The organism is Mycobacterium sp. Soil_C_30 (genome assembly GCF_057656995.1).
The window spans coordinates 237,408-263,065 of sequence record NZ_JBDGJH010000004.1 but is presented as its reverse complement, the minus strand read 5'-3'; the positions used below and the strand labels follow the sequence as shown (position 1 = coordinate 263,065).

21 protein-coding genes are annotated in these 25,658 nt (G+C 67.3%); 12 read left to right on the top strand and 9 right to left on the bottom strand.

The annotated features are described in order from the left end of the window. Nucleotides 1-17 precede the first annotated feature (17 nt). The 3 genes from AC3A6P_RS09465 to AC3A6P_RS09455 form a co-directional block, all read right to left on the bottom strand. Nucleotides 18-1,562, bottom strand: coding sequence for an APC family permease (locus AC3A6P_RS09465; protein WP_487691048.1), 1,545 nt, complete (start codon nt 1,560-1,562; stop codon nt 18-20). Then, complete coding sequence (locus AC3A6P_RS09460) at nt 1,559-2,446, bottom strand: universal stress protein (RefSeq protein ID WP_487691046.1); 888 nt, start codon at nt 2,444-2,446, stop codon at nt 1,559-1,561. The genes AC3A6P_RS09465 and AC3A6P_RS09460 overlap by 4 nt, the downstream gene beginning before the upstream one ends. A gap of 63 nt (nt 2,447-2,509) precedes the next feature. Next, nucleotides 2,510-3,379 carry a MaoC/PaaZ C-terminal domain-containing protein gene (locus AC3A6P_RS09455; protein WP_487691044.1) on the bottom strand — a complete coding sequence of 290 codons (870 nt, stop codon included), beginning with the start codon at nt 3,377-3,379 and terminating at the stop codon, nt 2,510-2,512. A gap of 82 nt (nt 3,380-3,461) precedes the next feature. Here AC3A6P_RS09455 and AC3A6P_RS09450 point away from each other — a divergent pair, with 82 nt between their 5' ends. The 5 genes from AC3A6P_RS09450 to AC3A6P_RS09430 all read left to right on the top strand — a co-directional run bounded on the left by AC3A6P_RS09450 (nt 3,462) and on the right by AC3A6P_RS09430 (nt 10,303). Beyond that, nucleotides 3,462-4,331 (top strand): acyl-CoA thioesterase, encoded by an 870-nt coding sequence (locus AC3A6P_RS09450; protein WP_487691042.1) that lies wholly within the window; start codon nt 3,462-3,464, stop codon nt 4,329-4,331. Then, entirely contained in the window at nt 4,332-5,024 is a 693-nt protein-coding gene (locus AC3A6P_RS09445) for a histidine phosphatase family protein (RefSeq protein ID WP_487691040.1), read from the top strand. It begins immediately after the preceding gene. Beyond that, complete coding sequence (locus AC3A6P_RS09440) at nt 5,021-7,180, top strand: molybdopterin-containing oxidoreductase family protein (RefSeq protein WP_487691038.1); 2,160 nt, start codon at nt 5,021-5,023, stop codon at nt 7,178-7,180. The genes AC3A6P_RS09445 and AC3A6P_RS09440 overlap by 4 nt, the downstream gene beginning before the upstream one ends. Before the next feature lie 66 nt (nt 7,181-7,246). Next, on the top strand, nt 7,247-9,202 hold the full coding sequence (locus AC3A6P_RS09435; protein ID WP_487691037.1) for an SDR family oxidoreductase: 1,956 nt from the start codon (nt 7,247-7,249) through the stop codon (nt 9,200-9,202). Nucleotides 9,203-9,241: 39 nt separating this feature from the next. Continuing rightward, the gene (locus AC3A6P_RS09430) at nt 9,242-10,303 is read left to right on the top strand and encodes a nucleoside hydrolase (RefSeq protein ID WP_487691035.1); all 1,062 of its coding nucleotides are present in this window, start codon (nt 9,242-9,244) and stop codon (nt 10,301-10,303) included. 9 nt (nt 10,304-10,312) lie between these two features. Here AC3A6P_RS09430 and AC3A6P_RS09425 read toward each other — a convergent pair whose 3' ends face one another. From AC3A6P_RS09425 to AC3A6P_RS09410, 4 genes are read right to left on the bottom strand one after another with little or no spacing between them, the layout of a single operon-like run. After that, a complete protein-coding gene (locus AC3A6P_RS09425) occupies nt 10,313-10,735 on the bottom strand; it encodes an organic hydroperoxide resistance protein (protein ID WP_487691033.1) in 423 nt (140 codons plus the stop codon). 45 nt (nt 10,736-10,780) lie between these two features. Continuing rightward, nucleotides 10,781-11,224 carry a MarR family winged helix-turn-helix transcriptional regulator gene (locus tag AC3A6P_RS09420; RefSeq protein ID WP_487691031.1) on the bottom strand — a complete coding sequence of 148 codons (444 nt, stop codon included), beginning with the start codon at nt 11,222-11,224 and terminating at the stop codon, nt 10,781-10,783. A 58-nt stretch (nt 11,225-11,282) separates the two neighbouring features. Continuing rightward, nucleotides 11,283-12,860: a DNA polymerase Y family protein gene (locus tag AC3A6P_RS09415; protein WP_487691029.1), complete on the bottom strand. Its 1,578-nt coding sequence runs from the start codon at nt 12,858-12,860 to the stop codon at nt 11,283-11,285. Between the two features lie 46 nt (nt 12,861-12,906). Beyond that, entirely contained in the window at nt 12,907-13,596 is a 690-nt protein-coding gene (locus tag AC3A6P_RS09410; protein WP_487691028.1) for a hypothetical protein, read from the bottom strand. Between the two features lie 234 nt (nt 13,597-13,830). Here AC3A6P_RS09410 and AC3A6P_RS09405 point away from each other — a divergent pair, with 234 nt between their 5' ends. From AC3A6P_RS09405 to AC3A6P_RS09385, 5 genes are read left to right on the top strand one after another with little or no spacing between them, the layout of a single operon-like run. Next, nucleotides 13,831-14,796 (top strand): alpha/beta hydrolase, encoded by a 966-nt coding sequence (locus AC3A6P_RS09405; RefSeq protein ID WP_487691026.1) that lies wholly within the window; start codon nt 13,831-13,833, stop codon nt 14,794-14,796. Further along, nucleotides 14,793-15,626, top strand: a complete 834-nt coding sequence (locus tag AC3A6P_RS09400; RefSeq protein WP_487691024.1) for an SDR family NAD(P)-dependent oxidoreductase — start codon at nt 14,793-14,795, stop codon at nt 15,624-15,626. The genes AC3A6P_RS09405 and AC3A6P_RS09400 overlap by 4 nt, the downstream gene beginning before the upstream one ends. 9 nt (nt 15,627-15,635) lie before the next feature. Next, on the top strand, nt 15,636-16,550 hold the full coding sequence (locus AC3A6P_RS09395; protein ID WP_487691023.1) for a ferritin-like domain-containing protein: 915 nt from the start codon (nt 15,636-15,638) through the stop codon (nt 16,548-16,550). A gap of 4 nt (nt 16,551-16,554) precedes the next feature. Beyond that, nucleotides 16,555-18,054 carry a flavin-containing monooxygenase gene (locus AC3A6P_RS09390; protein ID WP_487691022.1) on the top strand — a complete coding sequence of 500 codons (1,500 nt, stop codon included), beginning with the start codon at nt 16,555-16,557 and terminating at the stop codon, nt 18,052-18,054. Continuing rightward, a complete protein-coding gene (locus AC3A6P_RS09385) occupies nt 18,054-18,950 on the top strand; it encodes a MerR family transcriptional regulator (protein WP_487691020.1) in 897 nt (298 codons plus the stop codon). The genes AC3A6P_RS09390 and AC3A6P_RS09385 overlap by 1 nt, the downstream gene beginning before the upstream one ends. Here the strand turns inward: AC3A6P_RS09385 and guaA are convergent, their stop codons facing one another. After that, nucleotides 18,951-20,513: a glutamine-hydrolyzing GMP synthase gene (gene guaA / locus AC3A6P_RS09380; protein ID WP_487691018.1), complete on the bottom strand. Its 1,563-nt coding sequence runs from the start codon at nt 20,511-20,513 to the stop codon at nt 18,951-18,953. 120 nt (nt 20,514-20,633) lie between these two features. Here guaA and AC3A6P_RS09375 point away from each other — a divergent pair, with 120 nt between their 5' ends. Continuing rightward, the gene (locus AC3A6P_RS09375; RefSeq protein ID WP_487691017.1) at nt 20,634-21,383 is read left to right on the top strand and encodes a beta-phosphoglucomutase family hydrolase; all 750 of its coding nucleotides are present in this window, start codon (nt 20,634-20,636) and stop codon (nt 21,381-21,383) included. Further along, entirely contained in the window at nt 21,380-23,737 is a 2,358-nt protein-coding gene (locus AC3A6P_RS09370; protein WP_487691015.1) for a glycoside hydrolase family 65 protein, read from the top strand. Before AC3A6P_RS09375 ends, AC3A6P_RS09370 begins: the two co-directional genes overlap by 4 nt. Before the next feature lie 63 nt (nt 23,738-23,800). On the opposite strand, the gene AC3A6P_RS09365 is transcribed toward AC3A6P_RS09370, so the two are convergent. Next, entirely contained in the window at nt 23,801-25,537 is a 1,737-nt protein-coding gene (locus AC3A6P_RS09365; RefSeq protein ID WP_487691013.1) for an FAD-binding protein, read from the bottom strand. Nucleotides 25,538-25,658 lie beyond the last annotated feature (121 nt).

The window sequence follows — 25,658 nt, the reverse complement described above, 5'->3', positions numbered from 1 at the left end:
GAAACCGACAGCAGGGCTCAGAAACGGTCGGTGGGAACGGCCCTGTCCATCGTGGCTCCGGTGAAGAACTCCGGGCGGCGCGAGCGCATGACCAACATCAGTACCGCCCCCAGCAACAACAGACCGAAGCCGATGAAGAACACCAGGCCGATGCCACCGATGGACGCGCCGCTGGCGTTGTCCGGGTTCATGCTCTCCTTGACCGAGATGATGAACACGGCCGCCAGAATCAATCCACCCAGCAGCGGGAACAGGAACTTGAAAACGACGTTGTGCGCGCTGGCGAACAGTTCACCGCGGAAGTACCAGACACAGGCGAACGCGGTGATGCCGTAATACCAGCAGATCATGATGCCAAGGGCGGCAATGGTATCCAGCAGTATCGACTCCGACAGCAGGCTCACCAGGGTGTAGAAGACACCGGTCACCAGACCGGCGACCGCGGTGCTGAACGACGGTGTGAGGAACCGCGGGCTGATTTCGGCGAACTTCTTCGGGAACGCACCGTAGGCCCCCATCGCCAGCATGGCGCGCGCGGCAGGCAGGAACGTCGTCTGCAGGCTCGCGATCGAGGAGGCGAACACCGCCAGGTACAGCACCAGCCCTCCGGTGTCACCGAGCACCGGACGGGCCAGCGCTCCGAACACGTTGGCCGAGTTCTCCTCGTTGCCCAGTCCCAGGCCCTCCTCCCCGACGCCGGCATACATCATCACCGCGACGGCAACCAGCAGATAGGTGATGAGAATCGAGATCACACAGAGCAATCCGGCGCGCCCCGGCACCTTGGTGGGGTCCTTGGACTCCTCGCCGAGGGTCAGGCAGGTGTCCCATCCCCAGAACGCGAAGATCGAGCCGGTGACACCGATGACGAACGCGCCCATGGCCAGACCGGAGAAGGGGTTGAACCAGTCGAGGTCGAAACTCAGGCCCGCCGGCGCGTCCCCGCGGCCCACATGCGCGATCGCCACGACCGCGAAGGCCACCAGCACGATCATCTGGAACCCGACCAGCACGTACTGCACCTTCTCGCTGGTGGTGATACCACGGCTGGCGATGAAGGTGGCCACGCCCAGGAACGCGAGTGTGCTGACGATGTTGACGGCGGTGTTGTAGGCCAGGTCGGCGATCGACGGCTGATCCACCAGTTCGGCGATGAACAAGTAGAAGAACTCGACTGCGATGGCGGCCAGATTGGACAGCACGATGATGGTGGCGATCACCATGCCCCAGCCACACATCCAGCCGACGTAGGGACCGAATGCCTTGGTGGACCACGTGAATGACGCGCCGCAGTCCGGTGCCCGCGAATTCAGCTCGCGGTAGGCGTACGCGGTGAGGAACATCGGAATGAAACCGGCGATGAAGATGGCCGGCATCTTCAGCCCCACCGCGGCGACGATCAAGCCGATGCTCGCGGTCAGCGTGTAGCCGGGCGCCACCGACGAAATGCCGAGCACCGCACCGGAGAACGTACCGACCTTCCCGGCGGCCAGACCTTTGGCAACCAGACCCGCATCTGCTTCGGCGCGGTGCAACTGGTCTCCGGATGACGTTTCGGTCATGGCAGGTCCTCCTCACCGAATTGTTCCCGGGGTACGACGACCATGGGCACCTCGAGGACACGCAGCATCTTCGCCGCGGTGGAGCCGAGGAACAATCTGCGCGGCGCGCCGAGCCGGCTGGAACCCACCATGATCAGGTCGCCATCGCGCCAGTCGAGTTTGTTCACCGCGGACTCCACCGACGGGCCGTCCACAATGGTGGCTTCCACCGGGAATCCCTCGGGCAGTTCGTGTTTGGCCGTCTCCAGAGTTTGGCGGGCATGATCGAGGGCGCGTTGACGCACGGCCTCGTCGTCACCGCGCAGCGAACCGAACATCGGGTCCAGCGCCACCAGCGACACCAGCCGCAGCGGGGTACCCGCCGCGGCGCTGGCCCGCACCGCCGTCGACAACAACAGGTCGGCGCCCTGCAGTTGCCCCAGCGCGCAGGTGACCTCACGGACCCGTTCCACCTTGGAATGGCGGGTGCCCCGCGGCGCCAGAGCCAGAGGCACCGGCGCGGAATGCAGCAGCTCCCCGGTGACCGACCCGATGGAATATCGTCCGATCAGGCCGTCCCCGGCGGCCCCGACGACGATCGCCTCCGCACCCAACCGGGCCGACTCCTCGATCAGACCGGCCGCGAACGACTCGTTGGAGTTCACGTGTGTGGCTACCTCGATGTCCTCGGGCACCGACGCGGCGGCGGCATCGAGCCAGGATTGCGCATGATCGGCCAAAATCTCGTCGTACCCGCCGTCCGGCACCAGACCGGGGCGCATCCGGTCACGGGGCAGCACCAGGCACAGGTCCAGCGCCGCACCGAGGGTGCGGGCCAGCCGTACCCCGAGAGTCAATCCGTCATCGCCGCTGGGGGTGGCGAGGTAACCGACGATCAGCCGCATGCGGTTCATCCTGGCAGCCACGGCGGTTCGCAACGTGGGATCGCCCGAATTCGGCGGGCGCCGTCACGCAGTGAAGGTGGCGACCCCGTCTTCGAGCACCAGCCGCGATCCCGAACCGTCGGGGGCGGCCGCCTCCGTGGTGAACAGGGCCTGGCCGGGTTCGGTGCGCCAGATCGACGTGGTGAGCGTTTCCCCCGGGAACACCGGTGAGGTGAACCGTGCCGACATCCCGGTGATCCGCGAGGCGTCGCCGCCACCGAGATCGGCGACCAGGGCGCGGCCCGCGAAACCGTAGGTGCACAGCCCGTGCAGGATCGGTTTAGGGAAGCCGGCGAGGGTCTGCGCGAACCAGGGGTCGCTGTGCAAGGGGTTGCGGTCACCGGACAACCGGTAGATCAACGCCTGATCGTCACGCGTGGGCATCGCTGTACGCGAATCCGACTCCCGCTGCGGCAGTTCCGGAGCCGCGGGCCGCGTGCCGGGTTGCCCGCCGAATCCGCCGGCGCCGCGGATGACGAAGGTCGCCAGCGTCTCCACCACCACCTCGTCGGTGCTCGGGTCTGTTCCGCGCGCCCGCAGCATCACGATGGCGTTCTTGCCTTCACCTTTGTCCTGCAGGTCGGCCACTTCGGACTCCACCAGCAGTTTGCCCGCCGGCGGGAGCGGCCTGGCCAGCTGGATCTGCTGCGAGCCGTGCAGCAACATCCCGAAGTTGAACTCGCCGATCTTGCCGATGGCCGGGAAACCGATACAGGCGATCACCGCGTAGGTGGGCAACACCTGTTGGGTCACCTCGTGGCTGTTGTCGGTGGTGAAGGCGAGATCGGCGGTGCCGCAACCGACGCCGAGCGCGTAGAGCATGGTGTCGCGGTCGGTCCACTCGAAGACGTAGGGGTCGGCCTTCGCGCCGATGGCCGTCGGATCGATCGCCATTGAGGCTCCCTTCGCATCTCTTTCCCCCGACATTACTGACCCGGATGCGCGCCGCGGCGACAGACATGGCCTTATAGAAGGCGTGCCGCAGACACTGAAGGACGTCTTGGAACTGTTCGCCGTCGAGGATGTCGGCGGCGGCACCTACCTCGGGCCGCAGCCGGTCGACGATGTGGAACGGGTGCGCGTGTTCGGCGGGCAGGTCGTCGCCCAGGCCATGGCCGCGGCCGCACGCACGGTGCCGGGCCGGCTGCTGCACAGCCTGCACGTGTCGTTCCTGCGCCCGGGCAACCCCAACCGCCCGTTGGAGTACGACGTCGTCTCACTGCGGCAGGGCCGCACCTTCTCCACTCGCCGGGTGACCACCCGGCAGGGCGAGGTGGTGGTGATGGAAGCGATGGTCTCGTTCATCGAGCCCATCGACAACGGCGACTACCACCAGCCCATGCCCCTGGTCGCCGCCCCGGAGAGCCTCCCCAGCCTCGAAGAGCAGCTGGCGCCCTACATCGACGAGGGCTATGCGGAGCTGGTGCGGCTGCGGCTGTTCGAGATGCGCTACATCGATCCCCCACCCCGGGTGGCCGTCGACGCCGGGGTTCCCGACGAGGCGGTGTGCCGGCTGTGGCTACGGGTGGAATCCGCACCGCCACCGCAGTTGCTGACAGATCCACTACTGGCGACCTGTCTGCTGGGCTATGTCAGCGACTGGACGATCCTGGACCCGGTGCAGGTGGGCGTCGGCAAGACGTGGCAGAACATGGAGACCATGGCGTCGCTGGACCATGCCATGTGGTTTCACCGTCCCGTCGATTTCTCCGACTGGCTGCTCTACGACCAGCGCGCACCCAGCGCGATCGGCGGCCGGGGGCTGGGAACTGGGCTGATCTACAACCGCAGCGGCGAACTGGTCTGTACGGTGACCCAGGAAGGTTATCTGGGAAGGCGGCGCTAGATGCCCAGGTTCGTCAAGGCGGCGGTCACGGTTGCTGCGGTGGCAGTGGTGGGTGCGTGTGGTTCGGAACCTCCACCCCCGGAATCGATCACGGTGACCTTCGTGCGGCACGCCGAGTCCGAGGGCAACGCCTCCGGGCTGATCGACACCTCGGTGCCGGGCCCCAGCATCACCGCCGACGGCCAGAAACAAGCCGAGCAGGTGGCAGACGAGTTGCGCGACAAAGACTTCGACGGCATCTATGCCTCGTCGATGGTGCGCACGCAGCAGACCGCCGCACCGTTGGCCGAGGACCTCGGCGAGCAGGTCGACGTGTTGCCGGGGCTGCAGGAGATCCCGGCCGGGTGGTTCGAGGGCACGCCGGAGGCCGACGCCGTTTCCACCTACGGCTTGGCACCCATGCAATGGCTGCAGGGTGAGCGGGACGCCCGGATCCCCGGCGCCATCGACGGCAACCAGTTCAACGAGGAGTTCACCGAAGCCGTGCAGCGGATCTACGAAAGCGGCGACAAGAACGCCGTCGCCTTCTCCCACGCCGGCGCGATCATGACCTGGACGCAGATGAACGTCTCCAATCCGGACGGGGAACTGCTGCGGTCGCATCCGCTGCCGAATGTCGGTCAGGTGGTGATCAAGGGCAACCCGGTGACGGGCTGGACGCTGGTCAGCTGGGACGGCCTCGCGCAATCATGAGTGTCACCCACACGTTCTGCCGGTACTGCCTGGCCTCGTGTGGAGTCGACGTCACCGTCAGCGACAATCGCGTCACCAAGATCGCCGCAGACAAGCAGAATCCGCACAGCTGGCAGGATTTCTGCGCCAAGGGCCGCAACGCCGCCCAAGTGGTGGAACATCCTCGCCGTATCCTTGCCCCGATGCGCCGCGTCGGCGACGGTTATGTCGAGGCTTCGTGGGAGGAGGCGCTGGCCGATATCGCGGTGCGGCTCAACGCCGTCATCGACGCGGGCGGCCCAGACGCGGTGGGCGCGTATTACGGCAATCCCGCCGGCTTTTCGTCGTCGAACATCGTCTTCATGAACGCCTGGCTGGACGCGATCGGCACCCGTAACCGGTATGCGGTGGGGTCGGTGGACCAGAACGCCATGCATGTGGTGTCCTCGGCGATGTACGGCTCGCAACTGCTGGCGCTGGTCTCCGATATCGACAGCTGCGACTACTTCCTGCTGGTGGGCACCAATCCCGCTGTGAGCGCCTGGAATTGGCTGGAGTCGGCGCCCGGTGGTTGGCGCCGGGCGCTGGAGCGCCAGAAGGCCGGTGCGACGATCGTGGTGGTGGATCCGGTGCGCACCGAGAGCGCCGAACGCGCCGATGTGCATCTGGCGGTGCAGCCGGGCCAGGATTGGGCGCTGCTGCTGGCGATGGTCAAGGTGATTTTCGACGAGGGCCTCGAGCATCGCCGCGACTGTAGCGAACTGGCCACCGGGACAGACGAGCTGCGAGCCCTGGTGGCGTCGTGCGATCTCGATGACCTGGCGTTGCGGTGTGGGGTGCGACGGCCTGAGATCGAACAAGTGGCACGGGATTTCGCGGCAGCCCGCGGCGCCATGGTGGTGACCCGCACCGGGGTGTCGCTGCACGCCTCGGGCACGGTCGCCGAGTGGCTCGGTCATGTCCTCAACCTCATCACCGGGCGGATGGACCGTCCGGGCGGACGACGCTTCGAACGCGGGTACATCGACACCCTGCGCTTGTTCGACATGGTCAAAGAGCAACCCCATCGCAGCCGGCTGGCCGGCCGCGAGATGGTGGCCGGCGCCCACGCATTGGCCGAACTGCCGGACGAGATCACCACCCCCGGCCGTGGCCAGATCCGGGCGATGCTGATCAACAGCGGCAACCCGGTGGTGTCCGGGCCCGACGGCGCCCGGCTGGACGCGGCGCTGGCCGGGCTGGATCTGCTGGTGGCCATCGACTTGGTGCAGCGCGAGAGTCATCGGCACGCGCACTGGCTGCTCCCGGCCGCACACTGGCTGGAGCGCGACGATCTGTTGGCGTTCACCAGCGGCATGCACGACCAGCCCTACATCCAGTACGGCCGGCGAGCTGTGCAGCCGCCGCCCGGGGTGCGGGAGGAGTGGCGTATCTTCACCGACCTCGCGATCGCCATGCGCCGGCCGCTGTTCGGTGCGCGCGGAGTCAACGGTTTCATCTCGGCCACCCGCCGTGTCGCCTCGTGGGCCCGGCGGCCGTCGCTGGAGTTCGGGCCGCATTGGTTGCACCGGCTGATGGTGTTGACGAGCCGGAAAGTCAACGGCCGCAGGCTGACCTGGCGTGATCTGGAGGACAATCCGCACGGGTTGGTGCTCGGCCCGCGCGAGTACGGCCACTTCGCCCAGGCGTTGCGCACCCCGGACAAGTTGGTGCAGGTGGCGCCCGCGGAGTTCGTCGCCCGGGCCCGCGAACTGCTGGCCGGGCCACATCCGGTGGCGCCCGAGGGGTATCCGTTCCAGCTGGGCAATCGCCGGCACCGGCATTCGATGAACTCGTGGCTCAACGAATTGCCCGGTCTGCATCCGGCGGGCAGGGACAACGGCGTGCTGATCAATCCTGCCGACGCGGCGCTGTACGGCATCGCCGACGGTGATCGGGTGCGGCTGTTCTCCCCCGTCGGCTCGGTGGAGCTGGTGGCGTCGGTGTCCGAGCGGCCGCGCCCAGGCTTGCTGGTGGTTGAACATGGTTGGGGCTCACGGGTTTTCGATCCTCGCGGCGGGCGTCCCCCGGAATCGTTCGGCGTCAACCGCAATCTGCTGATGGACCGTACCGATCTGGACCCGCTGTCGCAGACTCCGGCCCTGAGCTCCGGCTACGTCGCCCTTGCCCGGCTGTAGTTGTCACAACCGCACCCCCTGTCAAGGTTGGTTGACGCGGCGCGATGGAGCGAGCACCATGACCTCATGCGCTATGTCGTTACCGGCGGTACCGGGTTCATCGGGCGCCACGTCGTCAGCCGAATCCTGCAATCCGACCCGGACGCCGACATCCAGGTGCTGGTGCGGGCGTCGTCGCTGGGCCGCTTCGATCGTCAGCCCTGGAGCAGCCTGGTCACCCCGCTGATCGGTGACCTCCTTCAACCCGGCCTCGGCCTGGCCGACGAGCTCGGCCACGTCGACCATGTGGTGCACTGCGCCGCGGTGTACGACGTGACCGCACCGGAGGCCGATCAGCGTGCCGCCAACGTCGACGGCACCCGCGCGGTGATCGACGTGAGCGTGCGGCAGAGCGCACTGCTGCATCACGTGTCGTCGATCGCGGTGGCCGGCACCTACGCCGGAGTGTTCACCGAGGACGATTTCGACCTCGGCCAACAGCTGCCGACGCCCTATCACCAGAGCAAGTTCGACGCCGAGAAGCTGGTGCGCAGCACACCGGGATTACGCTTCCGCATCTACCGGCCCGCGGTGGTGGTGGGCGACTCACGAACCGGCGAGATCGACAAGATCGATGGCCCCTACTACTTCTTCGACCTGCTGGCCAAGCTCGCGACACTTCCGCGGCTCACCCCGCTCGCGCTGCCCGATGTGGGCCGGATGAACATCGTGCCGGTCGACTACGTGGCCGACGCGCTGACGGCGCTCATACACACCGACGGCTACGACGGCCAGACGTTTCACCTGACGGCGCCGAAGTCGGTGGGCCCGCGGGGGTTCTACCGTGCCCTCGCCCCGGCGGCGGGGCTGCCCCTCCACCCCGTCGCGATGCCCGACGCGGTCGCCGCTTCGTTCCTCGAGGCACGCGGGCGAGCGAAAGTGTGGCGCAACATGGCGGCCACCCAACTCGGCATTCCGGCCGAGCTCTTCGACTCCGTGGCCATGACGTCGGAGTTCACCGCCGAGCACACCCGAGAAGCGTTGCGCGGGACGGGTATCGAGGTGCCAGAGTTCCGGTCGTATGCGCCGGCGCTGTGGCGTTTCTGGGCGCAGCAGCATCAGTCCGGCGAACCGCTGGCCGGACGGCACGTCATCATCACCGGCGCATCCAGCGGCATCGGCCGGGCCGCGGCCCTTGCGGTAGCCGCCCGAGGGGCGACGGTGTTCGCCCTGGCCCGCAACGGCCAGGCACTCGACGAGCTGATCACCGAGATCCGCCGCGCCGGCGGGCAGGCGCATGCCTACACCTGCGACGTCACCGACTCCGCCTCGGTGGAGCACACCGTCGCCGACATCCTGGGCCGCTTCGGTCATGTCGACTACCTGGTGAACAACGCCGGGCGCTCGATCCGGCGATCTGTCGGCGCCTCCACCGACCGGTTCCACGACTACGAGCGGGTCATGGCGGTGAACTATTTCGGCGCGGTCCGCATGGTCCTGGCGTTGCTCCCGCATTGGCAGGAACGACGGTTCGGCCATGTCGTCAACGTCTCCAGCGCCGGAGTGCAGGCCAGCTCGCCGCGGTATTCGGCCTACCTCCCCACCAAAGCGGCACTGGATGCGTTCGCCGAGGTGGTCTCGACGGAAACGCTGTCGAGTCATGTGACGTTCACAACCATCCACATGCCCCTGGTCCGCACACCGATGATCACCCCGTCACGACGGCTGAACCCGGTACCGGCGATCAGCGCCGAACACGCCGCGGCCATGGTGGTGCGCGGGTTGATCGACAAGCCGGTGCGCATCGACACCCCCTTGGGCACGCTCGGAGACGCCGGTCGTTACCTGGCCCCGAAGCTGTCGCGGCGGCTGCTGCACCAGCTGTATCTGGGTTATCCGGATTCCGCCGCGGCGCGCGGAACGCAGGCCCCGGCCGCCGTCAACGTGACACGCCGGCCGCGCCCGGCTGCCCGGGTTCCCCGGGTGCGGATACCAGGCCCGGTCAAACGCGCTGCGCGACTGGTGCCCGGCGTGCACTGGTGATCACGGCCAGACCCGGTCGGTGACGGTAGGGTCTTCGAAATGACCACGGCGGCTGAATCCACGGACGGCATCCCGGTTTTCGTCGATGTCGACACCGGGGTGGACGACGCGATGGCGTTGGCCTATCTGCTGGCCAGCGACGGTGTCGACCTCGTGGGAATCGCCTCCACGGGCGGCAACGTCGCGGTGGACCAGGTGTGCGAGAACAACCTGGGGCTGCTGGAACTGTGCGGCGCCGGCGACATCCCGGTGTCCAAAGGTGCACCGCGACCGTTGGTGACGCCGCTGCGCACCGCCGAGGACACCCACGGACCGCGGGGACTCGGCTACGCCGAGCTGCCGCCCACCGAACGGCGCCTCACCGAGCACGACGCCGCCACCGCGTGGGTGCGGGCGGCGCACGCCCATCCTGGTGAGCTGGTGGCCGTGGCAACCGGTCCGCTGACCAATCTGGCGCTGGCGATGCGCCTGGAGCCCGGGCTGCCCCGACTGCTGCGGCGGCTGGTGATCATGGGCGGGGCGTTCGGCTACAAGGGCAACACCACCCCGGTGGCCGAATGGAACATCAGCGTCGACCCGGAGGCGGCCGGCGAGGTGTTCAGCGGATGGAACGCCGCCTGGGGGCTGGATGCACCCGGACACGTGCCGATTGTGTTGGGGCTCAACCTGACCGAGCACATCGCGATGACACCGGCCGTGCTGGCCCGGCTGGCCGCGGCCGCGGATTCAGCGACCATGACGATGAGCGTGCTCGATACCAGAGGTGTCCGATCGGCGGCGGCCAATCCGCTGATCCGTGTCCTCGAAGACGCGATGCGGTTCTACTTCGAGTTCCACTACGACCAGGGCGAAGGCTATCTGGCCCACTTGCACGACCCGCTCGCGGCAGCGGTGGCGCTCGATCCGGAACTGGTGCGCACCCGGCCGGCGACGGTCGATGTCGAGTTGACCGGCACACTGACCCGCGGCATGACCGTCGCGGACTGGACCGGCATCTGGGGCCGCGAACACAATGCGCTGATCGGCGTGGACGTCGACCCGACGGTGTTCTTCGACCGGTTCATCGACCGGGTGGGACGCTTCGCCCGAGGGCTGGCCTGATCGGCGCGGCTAGTCGTCGGTGACGGTCAGCGTCACGTCGATGTTGCCGCGGGTGGCGTTGGAGTACGGGCACACCTGATGCGCTTTGTCGGCCAACTCGACGGCGGCGTCGTGGTCGACGTGCGGCAGGGTGATCTCCAGTTCGACGGCCAGCCCGAAGCCGCCACCCTCGAGGTTGCCGAGGGAGACCTTGGCGCCGACGGCGGAGTCGCTGACGTCGGCCTTGGCCTCGCGGGCCACCAGGCGCAGCGCGGAGTGGTAGCACGCCGCGTAGCCGATGGCGAACAGCTGCTCGGGGTTGGTGCCGGTGCCGCTGCCACCCATCTCCTTGGGGATGGACAGGTCGAGTTCCACCTTGCCGTCGGAGGTGGTGGCGTGGCCGTCGCGTCCGTCGCCGGTGGCCAGTGCCTCTGCGGTGTAAATAGTTTGCATGCCATGTCCTTTCAGGGTTTTGCGAGGGTTTTGCGGGTTGGGGTCTTACTGGGTGGGGTCACGGACGACCGCGGTGAGCCGGTTGACGTCGTCACGCAGCCGGATGACGTCCTGCTCGGTCATGCCGGAGCTGCCCAGCGTCTCGGCGAGCCGTTCCGGCACACAGCGCACCTTGGCCTCGAGCCGGCGACCGGCCGTGGTGAGTGCGACGCGCACGGACCGCTCGTCGAGCTCCGAGCGCTGCCGGTCGATCAGTCCGCCGACCTCCATTCGCTTGAGCAGCGGTGACAGCGTGCCCGAATCCAGTTGCAGCCGTTCACCGAGCTCGCGGACGCTCATCGGGCCTTCGTCCCTGAGCACGATGAGGACCAGGTACTGCGGGTAGGTGAGGCCAAACTCCGTCAACAACGGCCGGTACGCGGCGGCTACCGCGCGGGACGCGGCGTACAGCGCGAAACACAGATGGTCGTCGAGGCTCAGCTTCGCCATGCGCACCACCGTAGCACAACCGAATTGTGCACAACTTAATTGCCCTCAATCTATACCCCTACTCGTATACCCCCTCCACATACCAACGTCGGCGCCGATAACACAGCAGCAACGCCCGGGCGCAGTCGCCAGCCCGGGCGTCACTTTCCAGCAAGACCTGTACGCGCGCAGTGCGTCCCGCCGAGGCCGCCTGTGGGTCCCACCAGCGCTCGTCGACCTGCCACGGCCCCGCCCACCACTGCAGGTCACCCCGGAAGGCCTTGGTTCGAACACCTTTGGTGTCGGGCGAATCCAACCTGGCCGGGTCAGAGCTGAACAGCCCGCGGCCGGTGACCCGCACCGGGTTGCCGTGTGCGTCGAGTAACTCCACCGGTTCGTCGAGGACAACGGTGGGCGACGGCTCGGGCAGTTGACCCGGCCAGGGCTGCGCCGGATCCGCCATGGGTACCAGCTCATCCCCCAATGGCGTCAACGTAATTCGTTCGACAGGCCCGCGGCCGCCGCTGAGCACGGGAACCTTCACCGCCTCGGGACCGAGCAAGCCCTGCACTCGAACCAGCGCCCGGCGCGCCCGCAACCGATCCTCATCACCGAGCCCGCCCCACAGCGGCAGCTGCAACGCCCCCGCGGAGACCACCTCGACCGGCTCCAGACGCAACTGGACAATGGGCGCACTCGGACGGTCTCCCGGGTTCCGCCGGTTCAGCCAGCCATCGAGCTGCCAGCGGATCCGATCAGCGGTGGCGTCCTCGGTCAGTGGTTCGGCACACCGCCATACCCGTTCCAGCTCCTCACCTTTGGCGGTCACCGCATGGATGCCCAGCCGGGTGCAGCCCACCCCCGCTGACTCGAGGCTCCGGTGCAGTTCACTGGCCAGCGACCGCCCGGCGAAGGCCGCGGCGTCCACCCGGTCGATCGGCGGATCGCAGTTCATGACGGCAGCCAGGTCCGGCGGCACCTCTCGCCCCGAGGGGCCCCGCATCGGTTCGGCACGGGCGAGCCGATGCGCCAGCACCGCATCGGCTCCGAAACGAGAGGCCACATCACTGCGCGTCAGCTCGGCGAACTGCCCGAAGTTACGGATTCCCATGCGCCACAGTAGATCTGCCAAATCTGCGCGCCCCGGCGAGGAGAGGCTGGGTTCGGTGGCCAGCTGCCGGATGGACAATACGGACAGGAACTTCGCATCCCCGCCGGGATCAACGAGGCGGCCGGCCCTGGCCGCGAACACAGCGGTGGGAAGTTGATCGGCGATTCCGACCTGGCACTCGGCCCCACCTGCTGCCACCGCGTCGGTCAACCGTTCCGCGGCAGCTTCCTCGGAGCCGAAGAACCGCGCCGCTCCCCGCACCGACAACACCATCAACCCTGGCCGCAGCACTTCAGCCCGCGGTACCAGCGCATCGACGGCGGCCGTCACCTCCTCGAAACAGCGGGCATCACGCATGGGATCAGCCGTCACGACGTGCAGATCAGGGCAGCGTGCCTGAGCTTCCCTTCGACACAGGGCGCGCTTGACCCCCGCCGCACGCGCTGCCGCCGAGCAGGCGATGACCCGGTTGGCCAGCGTGACCGCCACGGGTGCGGTGGCGGGCAGTTCCGCCGACAGTGCCGCCGCCACCGCGGGCCAGTCCATGCACCAGATCGCCAGCACTCGCGAGGGCGTGCGTGAGCGGGCCACCTCAACCCGCCAACGACCGGGAGCGCGCGCCGCGCCCGGTGCCCCGGAACGCCACCTCGACCCGGCCGATCCGTCCACACCCCGGGACGGCGCCGATCGTCATGCCGTACCCGCGTACCCGCGCCTCCAGCCGCAGTGCCGCCCCCGGCCAGTCGCCGCCCGTTGCCAGCAAGGTGCAGCCCCGGTGCTGGGCCCGGGCCGTCACCGCCCGCGCCCGGGTAGGGGCCACCGATCTGCCGTTCAATCCGAGCACCACCAGGTCCATGCCGTCCATCAGCACCGCCGCCACCTCCACCGGGTCGGTGCCCGGGTCAGGTATCACTGCGAGCCGGCTCAAGTCGGCCCCCATCTCGACCGCCGCCAACAACCCGGCGTCGGGGTGACCGACGATTGCCACATGCCCTCCGTCGGCCGTCACTGCTGCCGCCAAGCTCAGCGGTAGTGACCGGGCCCCGGACAGCACCGCCACCACTCCCCTGGGCAACCCCGACGGAAGCAGCTCACGTAGCGATTCAGGGACAGCCAGCAAACTTTCCGAGGTAGGTAGGGCATCCGTTTCCGCCGGTTCGATAGCATGGCCACGCCGACCCGCCCCCACCTTGCCCGACACATCCGCAATCTGGCTGCGCAGCTGTTTCAGCAGCTCAGCCCGGTCGTCCTGAACATGAAGGGGCGAAACCGCTGCCGTCACCATCCACCTCCAGCCTGATCCGCTCACACATCCCTCGAACGCATGTTCGATTTCTCGAGTAAACACCCACCCACCGACAGAATCAAGCGGACCGATGCGCCCGGAGACGCGCGGGACCAGTGGTACGGACGAGACTCCAGAGATCGACGAAGATGCTGACATTGCCAAATAGTGTCATTGACAAATGTCACTATTTGCTGTTGCATTCCCCGCACCTACCCGATGGAGGTTGCGATGGACGCAATTCCGGCCCGCGGATCCCTGCGGTCACGCGTCGGCGCCCGGCTCAGCGCCCTCACGCTTCGACAACTCAGCGCCGTGTTGCCACCCGAACAGCCGTGGGGACTGTGGGCGTCGCGCCACATCGTCGCCACCGTCATGGAGGTCTTCGGCCCGTCCCTGTCGGGGGTCCGCGTCGAACCCATCGACGACACCCTGCCCGACGGACGCCGAGTGGTCGGCGAATGGATCACCACCTCCCCGGACACAACAGGGCAGGCCATCTACTACCTGCACGGCAGCGGTTATGCGTTGTGCTCCACCCGCACCCACCGCCGCCTGGCGGGCTGGCTGTCGGCGCTGGCCGGCGCACCGGTCTTCTGCCTGGACTACCGGTTGGCACCGGCACACCTGTTCCCCACCGCCGCAGACGATGTGCACGCCGGCTGGGACTGGCTACAGATCACCCGTGGTCTCCGCGCCGACCGCATCGTCCTGGCCGGCGATTCCGCAGGCGGGCATCTCGCCGTGGACCTGCTGCTCCACCATGGCACCGCGAAACCCGCGGCGGTGGTGCTGTTCTCGCCGCTGGTCGATCTCACCTTCACCCTTGCGCGCCACCGTGAACAGCTGCGCCCCGACCCCGCCATCAGAGCCGCAGACGCCCGGCGGCTGGTGCAGATGTACTGCCGGGGAATCGAACCCGATCACCACCGCCTCACCCACCAACTGAGGGGTCCGCTACCGCCCGCCCTGATCCAGGCCGGCGGCACCGAGATGCTCGCCGCCGACGCCCACCACCTCGCCGACACCTGGCGAGCCGCCGGCGGTGACTGTGAACTGCAGATCTGGCCCGATCAGGTCCACGTGTTCCAGGCGCTGCCGCGGCTGACCCCCGAAGCCGGCGATGCCATGCAACAGGTGGCTGCCTTCGTCCGAAACCGCCTCAAGACCAGCCACATTCACACGAAAGCGGGATGACAGCCATGTTCTCCTCCCGACGCAGCCGCAACGGCCACGCCGTCGTCACCGGCGCGGGCAGCGGTATCGGCGCCGCCTTCGCCGTCGAACTCGCCGACCGCGGCAACCAGGTGCTCTGCAGCGACATCGACGACGCTGCCGCGCAACGCACCGTCGACGCGATCACCGACCAGGGCGGCCGGGCACTGGCCCACCACTGCGATGTGACCCGACTCGACGAGGTCACCGAACTCGGCCACGCGGCCCGGTCCTGGTTCGGGACCGAACCGACCCTGGTGATCAACAACGCCGGAGTGGGCGCCGGAGGCCACCCGATCGGCGACATCCCCATCGAGGACTGGCAGTGGACTCTCGGAGTGAACCTGTGGGGGCCGATCCATGGCTGCCACGTCTTCGCGCCCATGCTGCGGGACGCCGGGGGCCCGCGTGGCATCATCAACGTCGCCTCGGCCGCCTCCTTCGGGGCCGCACCGACCATGGCTGCCTACAACGTCAGCAAGGCCGCGGTGCTCTCACTGTCGGAGACCCTGGCCGCCGAGATGTCCGGCACCGGCGTGGATGTCACGGTCCTGTGCCCCACCTTCGTCAAGACCAACATCGTCACCTCCGGCCGCATCACCACCGACTCCACCCATCTGGCGGATCGACTGATGCGCTGGACCGGATTCAGCCCGGCGCGGGTGGCGCGCATGTGCCTGGACACCCACGACCGCGGAGGCCTGTACTGCATGCCCCAGCCCGATGCCCGGATCGGCTGGGGTGTCAAACGATTCGCACCCACCACCTACACCCGCACCATCGGCCTCGTGTCACGCCTGGCCCACCAGTAAGGAGAAGTCATGGACATGGATCTCATGCTCACCAAGATCAAGGACCGGCAGTGGGCGTTGGCCGACATCGACTGGGATGCCCCAGGGGCCGAGCTGATCACCGATGAACAACGGCCGAAACTCAAGGCGTTCATGGCCGACCTGTGCTGGATCGAGAACATCGGTGCCCGCGGCTTCGCCGCACTGGCCAAGAAGGCGCCCACCCCCACCATCGCCGAGATCTACCGCTACTTCCACGCCGAGGAGCAGCGCCACGCCAATGCCGAACTGGCTCTGATGAAGCGGTGGGGCATGCTCGACGACGGCGAGATGCCCGAACCCAACATCAACATCCGGCTCGCCATCGAGTGGCTGGACCGTTACGCCGACGGCATGTCGCTGTCGATCCTGGGCACCGTGATCCCGATGCTCGAGGTGGCGCTCGACGGGGCGCTGCTGAAATTCCTGCTCGATGAAGTGCACGACCCGGTGTGCCATCAAGTGTTCGAGAAGATCAACAACGACGAATCCCGGCACATCGCCGTCGATTTCGAGGTTCTCAACATGATCGGCTTCGCCGATGCCCGCAGGCTGGCCATCGAGTTCGTAGGCAACGTCGCCACTCCCGGCCTGATCATCGGCGCCCTGATGTACGTCCCGCTGCTCAACCGGATCCGCAACGAGATCATCGGTATGGGCATGGAACCCGAGATGCTCTACAACGCCGTCAAACGCTTCAGGAAACTCGGTGAACGCGGCGAGAAGACCTGGCGGGTACCCACCTATCAGGTACTCAAGGTGCACTCCCGCGCCGTGGTGAACCCCCACCACCCTTACCATCTGCTGGCCAACTCCATGGTGTGGCTGTCCGAGCGGTACCCTCGTCCCCTACTACGGCCCATACCCTCCTGGTTCAAGGAACTGACCCACGAACCGGCGGCCTGACATCATGGCACGCAACCCGATTCACGACACCCTGATCATCGGCGCGGGTTTCACCGGCATCGGCGCGGCGATCAAGTTGCGCCAAGCAGGCGTCGAGGACATCGTGCTCCTGGAGCGCAGCGACCGGGTGGGCGGTACGTGGCGCGACAACAGCTACCCCGGCGCGGCGTGCGACATCCCGTCGGTGCTCTATTCGTTCTCGTTCGTCCCGAACCCGAACTGGTCACGCACCTACTCCGGGGCAGCCGAGATCTGCGCCCACATCGAGGCCATGGCCGACGAGTTCGGCGTGCGGAAACACATCCGGTTCAACACCGAACTCACCGGACTGACCTTCGACGAGGACACCGGCGTGTGGACCGCGAACACCGACCAGCGCAAAACCTTTCGTGCCCGCACCGTGGTGCTGGCATCGGGTCCGCTACCGGACCACAAACTGCCCGACATCCGCGGTATCGACACCTACCGTGGGACGGTCATCCACAGCGCCCGCTGGGATCACGACTACGACTTCACCGGGAAGCGGGTCGGGGTCATCGGGACCGGCGCCAGCGCCGTGCAGATCGTGCCCGAACTGGTCAAACAGGCCGAGTTCGTCAAGGTGTTCCAGCGGACCCCGGGCTGGGTGCTGCCGCGGCTGGACATCCAAACCCCGAAGCTCGCCCGCACCGTGTTCGCCAAAGCGCCGGCCACACAACAACTTGCGCGCCGGGCGCTGTACTGGGGACACGAAGCCAGCGCCACCGCACTGGTGTGGAACACCCCGTTGACCGCGCTGGTGGCACGCCTCGGCAAGCTCCATCTGCGCCACGCCGTCAAAGATCCCTGGCTGCGCCGGCAGCTCACCCCGGCCTTCACCCCCGGCTGCAAACGGATGCTGATGTCCAGCGACTATTACCCCGCGCTACAACGGGACAACTGCAAGCTCATCGACTGGCCGATCGCCACCATGAGTCCCGTCGGCATCCGCACCAGCGACGGAATCGAACACCACCTCGATTGCATCGTCGTCGCCACCGGCTTCGACGTCCATCTCACCGGACCACCGTTTCCGGTGCTCGGCATCGGCGGTCGGACCCTCGCGCAGGAGTGGGCCGGTGGCGCGCAGGCCTACAAGAGCATCAACGTCCACGGCTATCCCAACCTGTTCGTCATGACCGGCCCCAACTCCGGGCCGGGACACAACTCGCTGCTGGTCTACGTCGAAGGCCAGCTGGAGTACGCCACCCGCGCCATCACCACCATTCTCGGCGAGAAACTGCGTTATCTCGACGTCCGCGCCGAAGTGCAGCAACGCCACAACGCCACGATCCAACGGCGGTTGACGAAGACGACGTGGATGTCCGGCTGCACCAGCTGGTATCTGACCGCCGACGGCGTCAACGCGTCGATGTACCCCGGCTTCGCCACCCAGTATCTTCGACAGATGCAGGATTTCCGGCGCAGCGATTACACGGCGGTGAGGATGGTGACCCGGAGCGCCCTGGTTCACTCCTCGGCCTGATGGCGCCCAAACAGCCGTCCGGGCCCGTCGGCACGATCCTGCACAACCTGCGCCGGGCGCCGCGCCGGCTCGGGCGACAGTCGCGTGACGTCGTCGAGAACGCGGTGTCCCAGCTCTTCCACGCGGTGGTCTCCTCCCCGGACGCCGCAACGGGTTCCTCGGGTGAGTACCGCGTCGAGGAGCTGGCCCGGCTGGCTGACACCGCCACCCGCAACATCCGGGTCTACCGCGACCGCGGGCTGCTGCACCCGCCGATGCGGGTCGGCCGGATCGCGCTCTACAACGACACCCACCTCACCCGACTACGCCTGATCACCTCGATGCTGGAACGCGGCTACAACCTGGCCCATGTCGACGAGATGCTCAGCGCCTGGGAGCAGGGCAAGGACCTGGGCGCGGTGCTCGGCCTGGAATCGGCGATCGTCGGCACCTGGGCCGCGGAGAAACCCCAGACCATGCCAAGGGCGCAGGCGCTGGCGTTGATCGACGACGCGGCGGCGTTCGACCGCCTGCTGTCGGTGGGTCTGCTCCGTACCGACGGCGACGACGTGACGGTGATGCGGCCGGCTTTGATCGAAGCTTTCCGGGAGATGCGCGGGTTCGGTGTGAGCTACGACACCCTGATCGACGTCCACGAGCAGGTGCTGCCGCACATCGCCGAGATCAGCCGCATCCTGGTCCAGGCCGGCGCCGCGCACGTGCTGCCGAAGATCACCCCCGGGAAGTCACTGCCCGACGACACCGAGGTGGCCGAGTTGGTCACCATGCTGGTGCGTTTTCGTACCCAGGCGGTGGCCTCGGTGACCGCCACCTTGGCTCATTCGATCGAGAGCACCATCGAGGCACTCGTCAGCCAGTTGCTGGCCGAGTTCATCGACAAGGACGAGCCGGACTGATCACTCCCACTCGATGGTGCCCGGCGGCTTGCTGGTGATGTCCAGCACCACGCGGTTGACCTCGGGCACCTCGTTGGTGATGCGTGTCGAGATCCGCTCGAGCACCTCGTAGGGCACTCGGGTCCAGTCGGCGGTCATGGCGTCCTCGCTGGACACCGGGCGCAGCACGATCGGATGCCCGTAAGTGCGTCCGTCGCCCTGCACACCGACCGAGCGCACGTCGGCCAGCAGCACCACCGGGCACTGCCAGATCTGCGCGTCCTGACCGGCCGCGGTCAACTCCTCGCGAGCGATGGAATCGGCCCGCCGCAGGGTGTCCAACCGCTGCGCCGTCACCTCGCCGACGATGCGGATACCCAGACCGGGGCCCGGGAACGGTTGGCGCCCAACGATTTCCTCGGGCAAGCCGAGCTCACGGCCAACGGCGCGCACCTCGTCTTTGAACAGCAGGCGCAGCGGTTCGACCAACTTGAACTTCAGATCGTCGGGCAGGCCGCCGACATTGTGATGGCTCTTGATGTTGGCGGTCCCGGACCCGCCGCCGGATTCGACGACGTCCGGATACAGCGTGCCCTGCACCAGGAAGTCGACCTCCGGGCCGCCGTCCTCGACGATATCGCGGACCGCACCCTCGAACGCCCGGATGAACTCGCGGCCGATGATCTTGCGCTTGCCCTCGGGATTGGTGACCCCGGACAGCTTCTCCAGGAACGTGGCCTCGGCATCGACGGTCACCAGCTTGGCCCCGGTGGAGGCGACGAAATCGCGCTGCACCTGATCTCGCTCACCGGCGCGCAGCAACCCGTGATCGACGAACACACACGTCAGGCGGTCACCGATGGCGCGTTGCACCAACGCCGCGGCCACCGCGGAATCCACCCCACCGGACAACCCGCAGATGGCACGGCCGTCCCCGACCTGGTCACGGACCTGCTCGATCAACGTCTCGGCGATGTTGGCGGCCGTCCACTTGGCGCCGATCCCAGCGAACTCGTGCAGGAACCGGCTCAGCACCTGCTGGCCATGCGGGCTGTGCATCACCTCGGGGTGATACTGCACGCCGGCCAACCGGCGGGCCCGGTTCTCGAACGCCGCCACCGGCGCCCCGGAACTGCTGGCCACCACATCGAACCCACTGGGCGCCTCGGTGACGGCATCCCCATGGCTCATCCAGACCGGCTGCATCTCCGGCAGACCCGAATGCAGATCGCCACCAACGACATTCAGTTCGGTGCGGCCGTACTCGCTGGTGCCGGTGTGCGCGACGGTACCGCCGAGCGCCTGCGCCATCGCCTGGAATCCGTAGCAGATACCGAACACCGGCACGTCGAGGTCGAACATCGCCGGATCGAGCTGCGGCGCACCCTCGGCGTACACGCTGGACGGGCCACCCGAGAGCACGATCGCCTGCGGGTCCTTGGCCTTGATCTCCTCGACCGTCGCGGTATGCGGGAGGACCTCGGAGAACACCCGCGCCTCGCGGACACGACGAGCGATCAGCTGCGCGTACTGCGCACCGAAGTCGATGACGAGCACAGGGCGTGGGGAGGGATGATCTGCCACTGGGCCAGTCTAGTCGGGCCCGGTCAACGAGCCGGTGCGAGGCACGAGGGCCGGGGGCGGAAGGGCCGGCGCGACCGACGACACACATGCCGCACGTGCGGATCGGGTACGTCTGATGTCGTGTTCGGATTACCGGAGAACGTACGCACCTGCCTGTTCGACCTCGATGGCGTCCTCACCGACACCGCCAGCGTGCACACCAAGGCCTGGACGAGGATGTTCGACGATTTCCTGCGCGCCCGGGCGGCCCGCACGGGACAGCAGTTCGTGCCCTTCGACCCGGCCGAGGACTACCGCACCTACATCGACGGCAAGAAGCGCGAAGACGGCGTGCGGTCGTTTCTGGCCGGCCGGGGAATCACCTTGCCCGAAGGCGGCACCGGCGACAGTGCCGACGCCGAGACGGTGCATGGACTCGGCAACCGCAAGAACGACATGTTCCAGCAGACGTTGCACACCGATGGTGTGACCGTGTTCGAGGGTTCCCGCCGCTACCTGCAGACGGTCAGCGACGCCGGCTTCGCCATCGCGGTGGTGTCCTCCAGCGCCAACACCCGCGAAGTCCTCGAGCTCACCGGACTGGACCGATTCGTCGACGTCCGCGTCGACGGAGTGACGATGCGCGACGAGAACATCCGCGGCAAACCGGCCCCCGACTCCTTCCTGCGGGCCGCCCAACTACTGGACGCCGAGCCCGCTGACGCCGCAGTTTTCGAGGACGCCCTGGCCGGCGTCGAAGCCGGTCGGGCCGGCGGCTTCGGCATAGTGGTCGGTGTGGACCGCCTCGATCAAGCTGACGCCCTACGACGCCACGGCGCTGACATCGTCGTCACCGACCTCGCCCAGCTGCTCGAGACGGCAGCCCAGTGATCAGCCAGGACATCTTTCCCGTCGACCCCTGGCACATCCGTGAAACCCGACTCGAATTCGATCTTCTCGACGAAGCCGAATCACTGTTCGCTCTGTCCAACGGCCACCTCGGTCTGCGAGGCAATCTCGATGAGGGCGAACCGAACGGCCTACCCGGCACCTACCTCAACTCGTTCTTCGAGATTCGCCCACTGCCCTACGCCGAAGCCGGATTCGGCTATCCCGAAGCGGGCCAGACGCTGGTCAACGTCACCAACGGCAAGCTGTTCCGGCTGCTCGTCGACGATGAGCCCTTCGACGTGCGCTACGGGGAGCTGCTGTCGCACGAACGCACCCTCGACCTGCGCGCGGGAACCCTTACCCGCGAAGCACATTGGCGCTCCCCCGCCGGGAAACAGGTCAAAGTGCATTCGACGCGGCTGGTGTCGCTGGTGCACCGCAGCGTGGCGGCCATCGAGTACATCGTCGAGGCCGTCGACGAATTCGTGCGTGTCACAGTGCAATCCGAGTTGGTCACCAACGAGGACCAACCCGACACCGAGGATGACCCGCGCGTCTCGGCCGCGTTGAAGGACCCGCTGCAGGCGGTCCACCACGAAAACACCGATCTGATGGCGCTGCTGGTGCACCAGACCCGCGGCAGCGGACTGATGATGGCCGCCGCGATGGATCACGACATCGACGTTCCGGGCCGGGTCGAGACCGCCACCGACGCGCACGAGGATCTGGCCCGCACCACGGTGATCTGTGGGCTTCGCCCCGGCCAGAAGTTGCGCATCACCAAGTATCTGGCCTATGGCTGGTCCAGCCTGCGGTCGCGGCCGGCTCTGCGCGACCAGGTGTCCGGGGCGATCACCGGCGCCCGCTACGCCGGGTGGCAGGGCCTGCTCGATTCTCAGCGCGAGTATCTCGACGACTTCTGGGACTGCGCCGACGTGGAAGTGGAAGGTGACGCCGACGTGCAACAAGCCGTGCGGTTCGGCCTGTTCCACGTGCTGCAGGCCAGCGCCCGCGCGGAGCGCCGCGCGATCCCGGGCAAGGGGTTGACGGGCAACGGCTACGACGGACATGCCTTCTGGGACACCGAGGGTTTCGTGCTTCCGGTGCTCACCTACACCGTCCCGTCCGCCGCCGCCGACGCATTACGTTGGCGGGCAAGCACGCTGGATCTCGCCAAGGAACGGGCAAAGACCTTGAGCCTGAAGGGGGCAGCGTTTCCGTGGCGCACCATCCGGGGCGAGGAGTGCTCGGCCTACTGGCCGGCAGGCACGGCGGCCTGGCACGTCAACGCCGATATCGCGATGGCGTTCGAGCGCTATCGCCTTGTCACCGGCGATGATTCGCTGGAACGCGAGTGCGGGCTGACCGTACTGGTAGAGACCGCCCGGTTGTGGATGTCGCTGGGCCACCACGACAGACACGGTGTCTGGCATCTGGACGGGGTCACCGGCCCCGACGAGTACACCGCGGTGGTGCGCGACAACGTGTTCACCAACCTGATGGCGGCGGGCAATCTGCGGGCGGCCACCGAGGCCTGCCTGCGTCACCCCGATGCCGCCCACGACCTCGGAGTGACCAACGAGGAGACTGCCGCGTGGCGCGATGCCGCCGGGGCCGCCCACATCCCGTTCGACGAGGAACTGGGTGTGCATCAACAACACGACGGCTTCACCACACTGCGGGAGTGGGATTTCGACGCCGACGCCAGCTATCCGCTGCTACTGACCCAGCCGTACGTGCGGCTGTATCCGTCGCAGGTGGTCAAGCAGGCCGACCTGGTGCTGGCAATGCAATGGCAGAGCCACGCGTTCACCGAGGAGCAGAAGGCGCGCAACGTCGACTACTACGAACGGCGCACCACGCGTGATTCCTCACTGTCGGCGTGCACGCAAGCGGTCATGTGCGCCGACGTCGGGCACCTCGAACTGGCACACGACTACACCTACGAGGCCGCGCTGATCGATCTGCGCAACCTGCACAAGAACACCCGCAACGGCCTGCACATGGCATCACTGGCCGGCGGCTGGACGGCGCTGGTGGGTGGATTCGGCGGGTTGCGTGACGACGAAGGCGTGCTGTCGCTCAACCCGCAGCTGCCCGACGGCATCGGGCGCCTGCGATTCCGGTTGCGCTGGCGCGACTTCCGCCTGACCGTCGACGTCACCCACGACGACGTCACCTACACCTTGCGAGACGGTCCGCACGGTGCGCTCAGCATCCGGCACGCCGCAGAGGACCTACGGCTCAGCACCGACGGGCCCACCACCGTGGCCATCAAGCGGCGCCACCCGCTGCTGCCCGCACCGCACCAGCCGCCGGGGTGTGAACCCATGCGGCACCGACTCAAGAGCTGACCGGCGCGTCCCGGTCCAGGGGAAGGAAACAGGGCGCTGCAGCACAGGTGAGACGTCGGCCAGTCAGCCGGCCGAGGTCACCGGTTCGATCGGCAACTGCCGCAACGCACCTGGTGCGTCGTGGGGTACGACGGGATTGCGCGGCGCGATGGGCGCCAGCCGACGATAGGGCTCGCCTTGGGCCGGACGCAGGTCGTCCTCCCCTTTGTTGGGCCACAGCGACGCCGCCCGCTCGGCTTGAGCGGTGATGGACAGCGACGGGTTCACTCCGAGATTCGCCGAGATGGCCGCCCCATCGGTGACATACAGCGTCGGATAGTTGTAGACCCGGTGGTAGGGGTCGATGACACCGTGTTCGGCATCCGCGGCAATGGGGGCACCGCCGAGGAAATGCGCGGTCAACGGGATGTTGAACATCTCGCCCCACGTGCCGCCGGCCACACCGTCGATCTTCTTGGCGATCCGCCGGGTCACCTCGTTGCCGACGGGGATCCACGTCGGGTTCGGCTCGCCGTGGCCCTGCTTGCTGGTCAATCGGCGTTTCCCGAACTTGGTGCGTTTCGTGTATGTGGTGATGGAGTTGTCGAGGTGCTGCATCACCAGTGCGATCATCGTCCGCTCACTCCAGCGACGCGCGTTGAGCAACCTCAGAGTCCCGCGGGGATCTTCAGCTGCGTTGTGCAGCAACTGCTTCCACCGCGGGATGTCGGTGCCATCCGGACCGTTGCCGTCGGTCATCAGGGTCTGCAGCAGACCCATCGCGTTGGAGCCCTTGCCGTAGCGGCATGGCTCGATGTGTGTGTCCGGCGTCGGATGGATCGACGACGTGATCGCCACACCGTGGGTGAGATCCAGATCGTCGGACACCCGGAGCCGGCCGGCCCCCACGATGGACTCGGAGTTGGTGCGCGTCAGCACCCCCAGCCGGTCGGACAGTTTCGGAAGTGTGCCGGTGTCGCGCATCTTGAACAGCAGCTTCTGGGTGCCGAACGTGCCTGCGGCCAGCACGACGTGGTTGGCCGTGAAGGTGCGCTTGTGCCGGCGAATGCGACTGCCGGTGCGGACGGTCTGCACCTCCCAGAGCCCGTCGCCGCGCTGGTGCAGGCTGGTCACGGTTGTCATCGGATGTATCTCCGTCCCAGCGGATTCCGCGAGACCGAGGTAATTCTTCAACAGCGTGTTCTTGGCACCGTACCGGCAGCCCGTCATGCAGGACCCGCACTCGATACAGCCCGTGCGCTCAGGTCCGGCACCGCCGAAGTACGGATCGGGCACCCGCTTGCCCGGGGTCTTGGTGCCGTCGGGCCCGAAGAACACGCCCACCGGGGTGGGCACGAAGGTGTCGCCGACGCCCATGTCATCGGCGACTTCTTTCATGATGCGGTCGGCGTCGGTGAACGTCGGGTTGGTGACGACGCCGAGCATGCGTTGGGCCTGCTCGTAGTGCGGCATCAATTCCGATCGCCAGTCGGTGATGGCCTTCCACTGCGGGTCGTTGAAGAACGGGTCCGGCGGGACGTACAGCGTGTTGGCGTAGTTCAGCGACCCGCCGCCGACACCTGCTCCGGCGAGGATGAGGACGTCACGCAGGAGGTGGATGCGCTGGATGCCGTAACACCCGAATTGTGGGGCCCAGAGGAATTTGCGGAGGTTCCACGAGGTCTTGGCGAATTCCTCATCGGCAAACCGCCTGCCGGCTTCGAGGACGCCGACCCGGTAGCCCTTCTCGGTCAGCCGCAGCGCCGTGACGCTTCCGCCGAACCCCGACCCGATGACCAGCACGTCGTAATCAGGAGCCATGGCCACAGTATGAACTTACCGGCCGGTAACAAGCTAGTGAGGGTAGCCTAACATCGTTGCCGAGTCGCCACATATATGCGGATTACAACGCGACACGCCGACTGGCCGTCGTGGCACACAC

Coding starts and splice junctions, on each gene's coding strand:
- AC3A6P_RS09365 (WP_487691013.1), bottom strand. CDS start 25,537: ATGGCTCCTGATTACGACGTGCTGGTCATCGGGTCGGGGTTCGGCGGA.
- AC3A6P_RS09445 (WP_487691040.1), top strand. CDS start 4,332: ATGCCCAGGTTCGTCAAGGCGGCGGTCACGGTTGCTGCGGTGGCAGTG.
- AC3A6P_RS09435 (WP_487691037.1), top strand. CDS start 7,247: ATGCGCTATGTCGTTACCGGCGGTACCGGGTTCATCGGGCGCCACGTC.
- AC3A6P_RS09465 (WP_487691048.1), bottom strand. CDS start 1,562: ATGACCGAAACGTCATCCGGAGACCAGTTGCACCGCGCCGAAGCAGAT.
- AC3A6P_RS09420 (WP_487691031.1), bottom strand. CDS start 11,224: ATGGCGAAGCTGAGCCTCGACGACCATCTGTGTTTCGCGCTGTACGCC.
- AC3A6P_RS09390 (WP_487691022.1), top strand. CDS start 16,555: ATGGCACGCAACCCGATTCACGACACCCTGATCATCGGCGCGGGTTTC.
- AC3A6P_RS09430 (WP_487691035.1), top strand. CDS start 9,242: ATGACCACGGCGGCTGAATCCACGGACGGCATCCCGGTTTTCGTCGAT.
- AC3A6P_RS09440 (WP_487691038.1), top strand. CDS start 5,021: ATGAGTGTCACCCACACGTTCTGCCGGTACTGCCTGGCCTCGTGTGGA.
- AC3A6P_RS09400 (WP_487691024.1), top strand. CDS start 14,793: ATGACAGCCATGTTCTCCTCCCGACGCAGCCGCAACGGCCACGCCGTC.
- AC3A6P_RS09385 (WP_487691020.1), top strand. CDS start 18,054: ATGGCGCCCAAACAGCCGTCCGGGCCCGTCGGCACGATCCTGCACAAC.
- AC3A6P_RS09460 (WP_487691046.1), bottom strand. CDS start 2,446: ATGCGGCTGATCGTCGGTTACCTCGCCACCCCCAGCGGCGATGACGGA.
- AC3A6P_RS09395 (WP_487691023.1), top strand. CDS start 15,636: ATGGACATGGATCTCATGCTCACCAAGATCAAGGACCGGCAGTGGGCG.
- AC3A6P_RS09455 (WP_487691044.1), bottom strand. CDS start 3,379: ATGGCGATCGATCCGACGGCCATCGGCGCGAAGGCCGACCCCTACGTC.
- AC3A6P_RS09425 (WP_487691033.1), bottom strand. CDS start 10,735: ATGCAAACTATTTACACCGCAGAGGCACTGGCCACCGGCGACGGACGC.
- AC3A6P_RS09415 (WP_487691029.1), bottom strand. CDS start 12,860: ATGGACTGGCCCGCGGTGGCGGCGGCACTGTCGGCGGAACTGCCCGCC.
- AC3A6P_RS09405 (WP_487691026.1), top strand. CDS start 13,831: ATGGACGCAATTCCGGCCCGCGGATCCCTGCGGTCACGCGTCGGCGCC.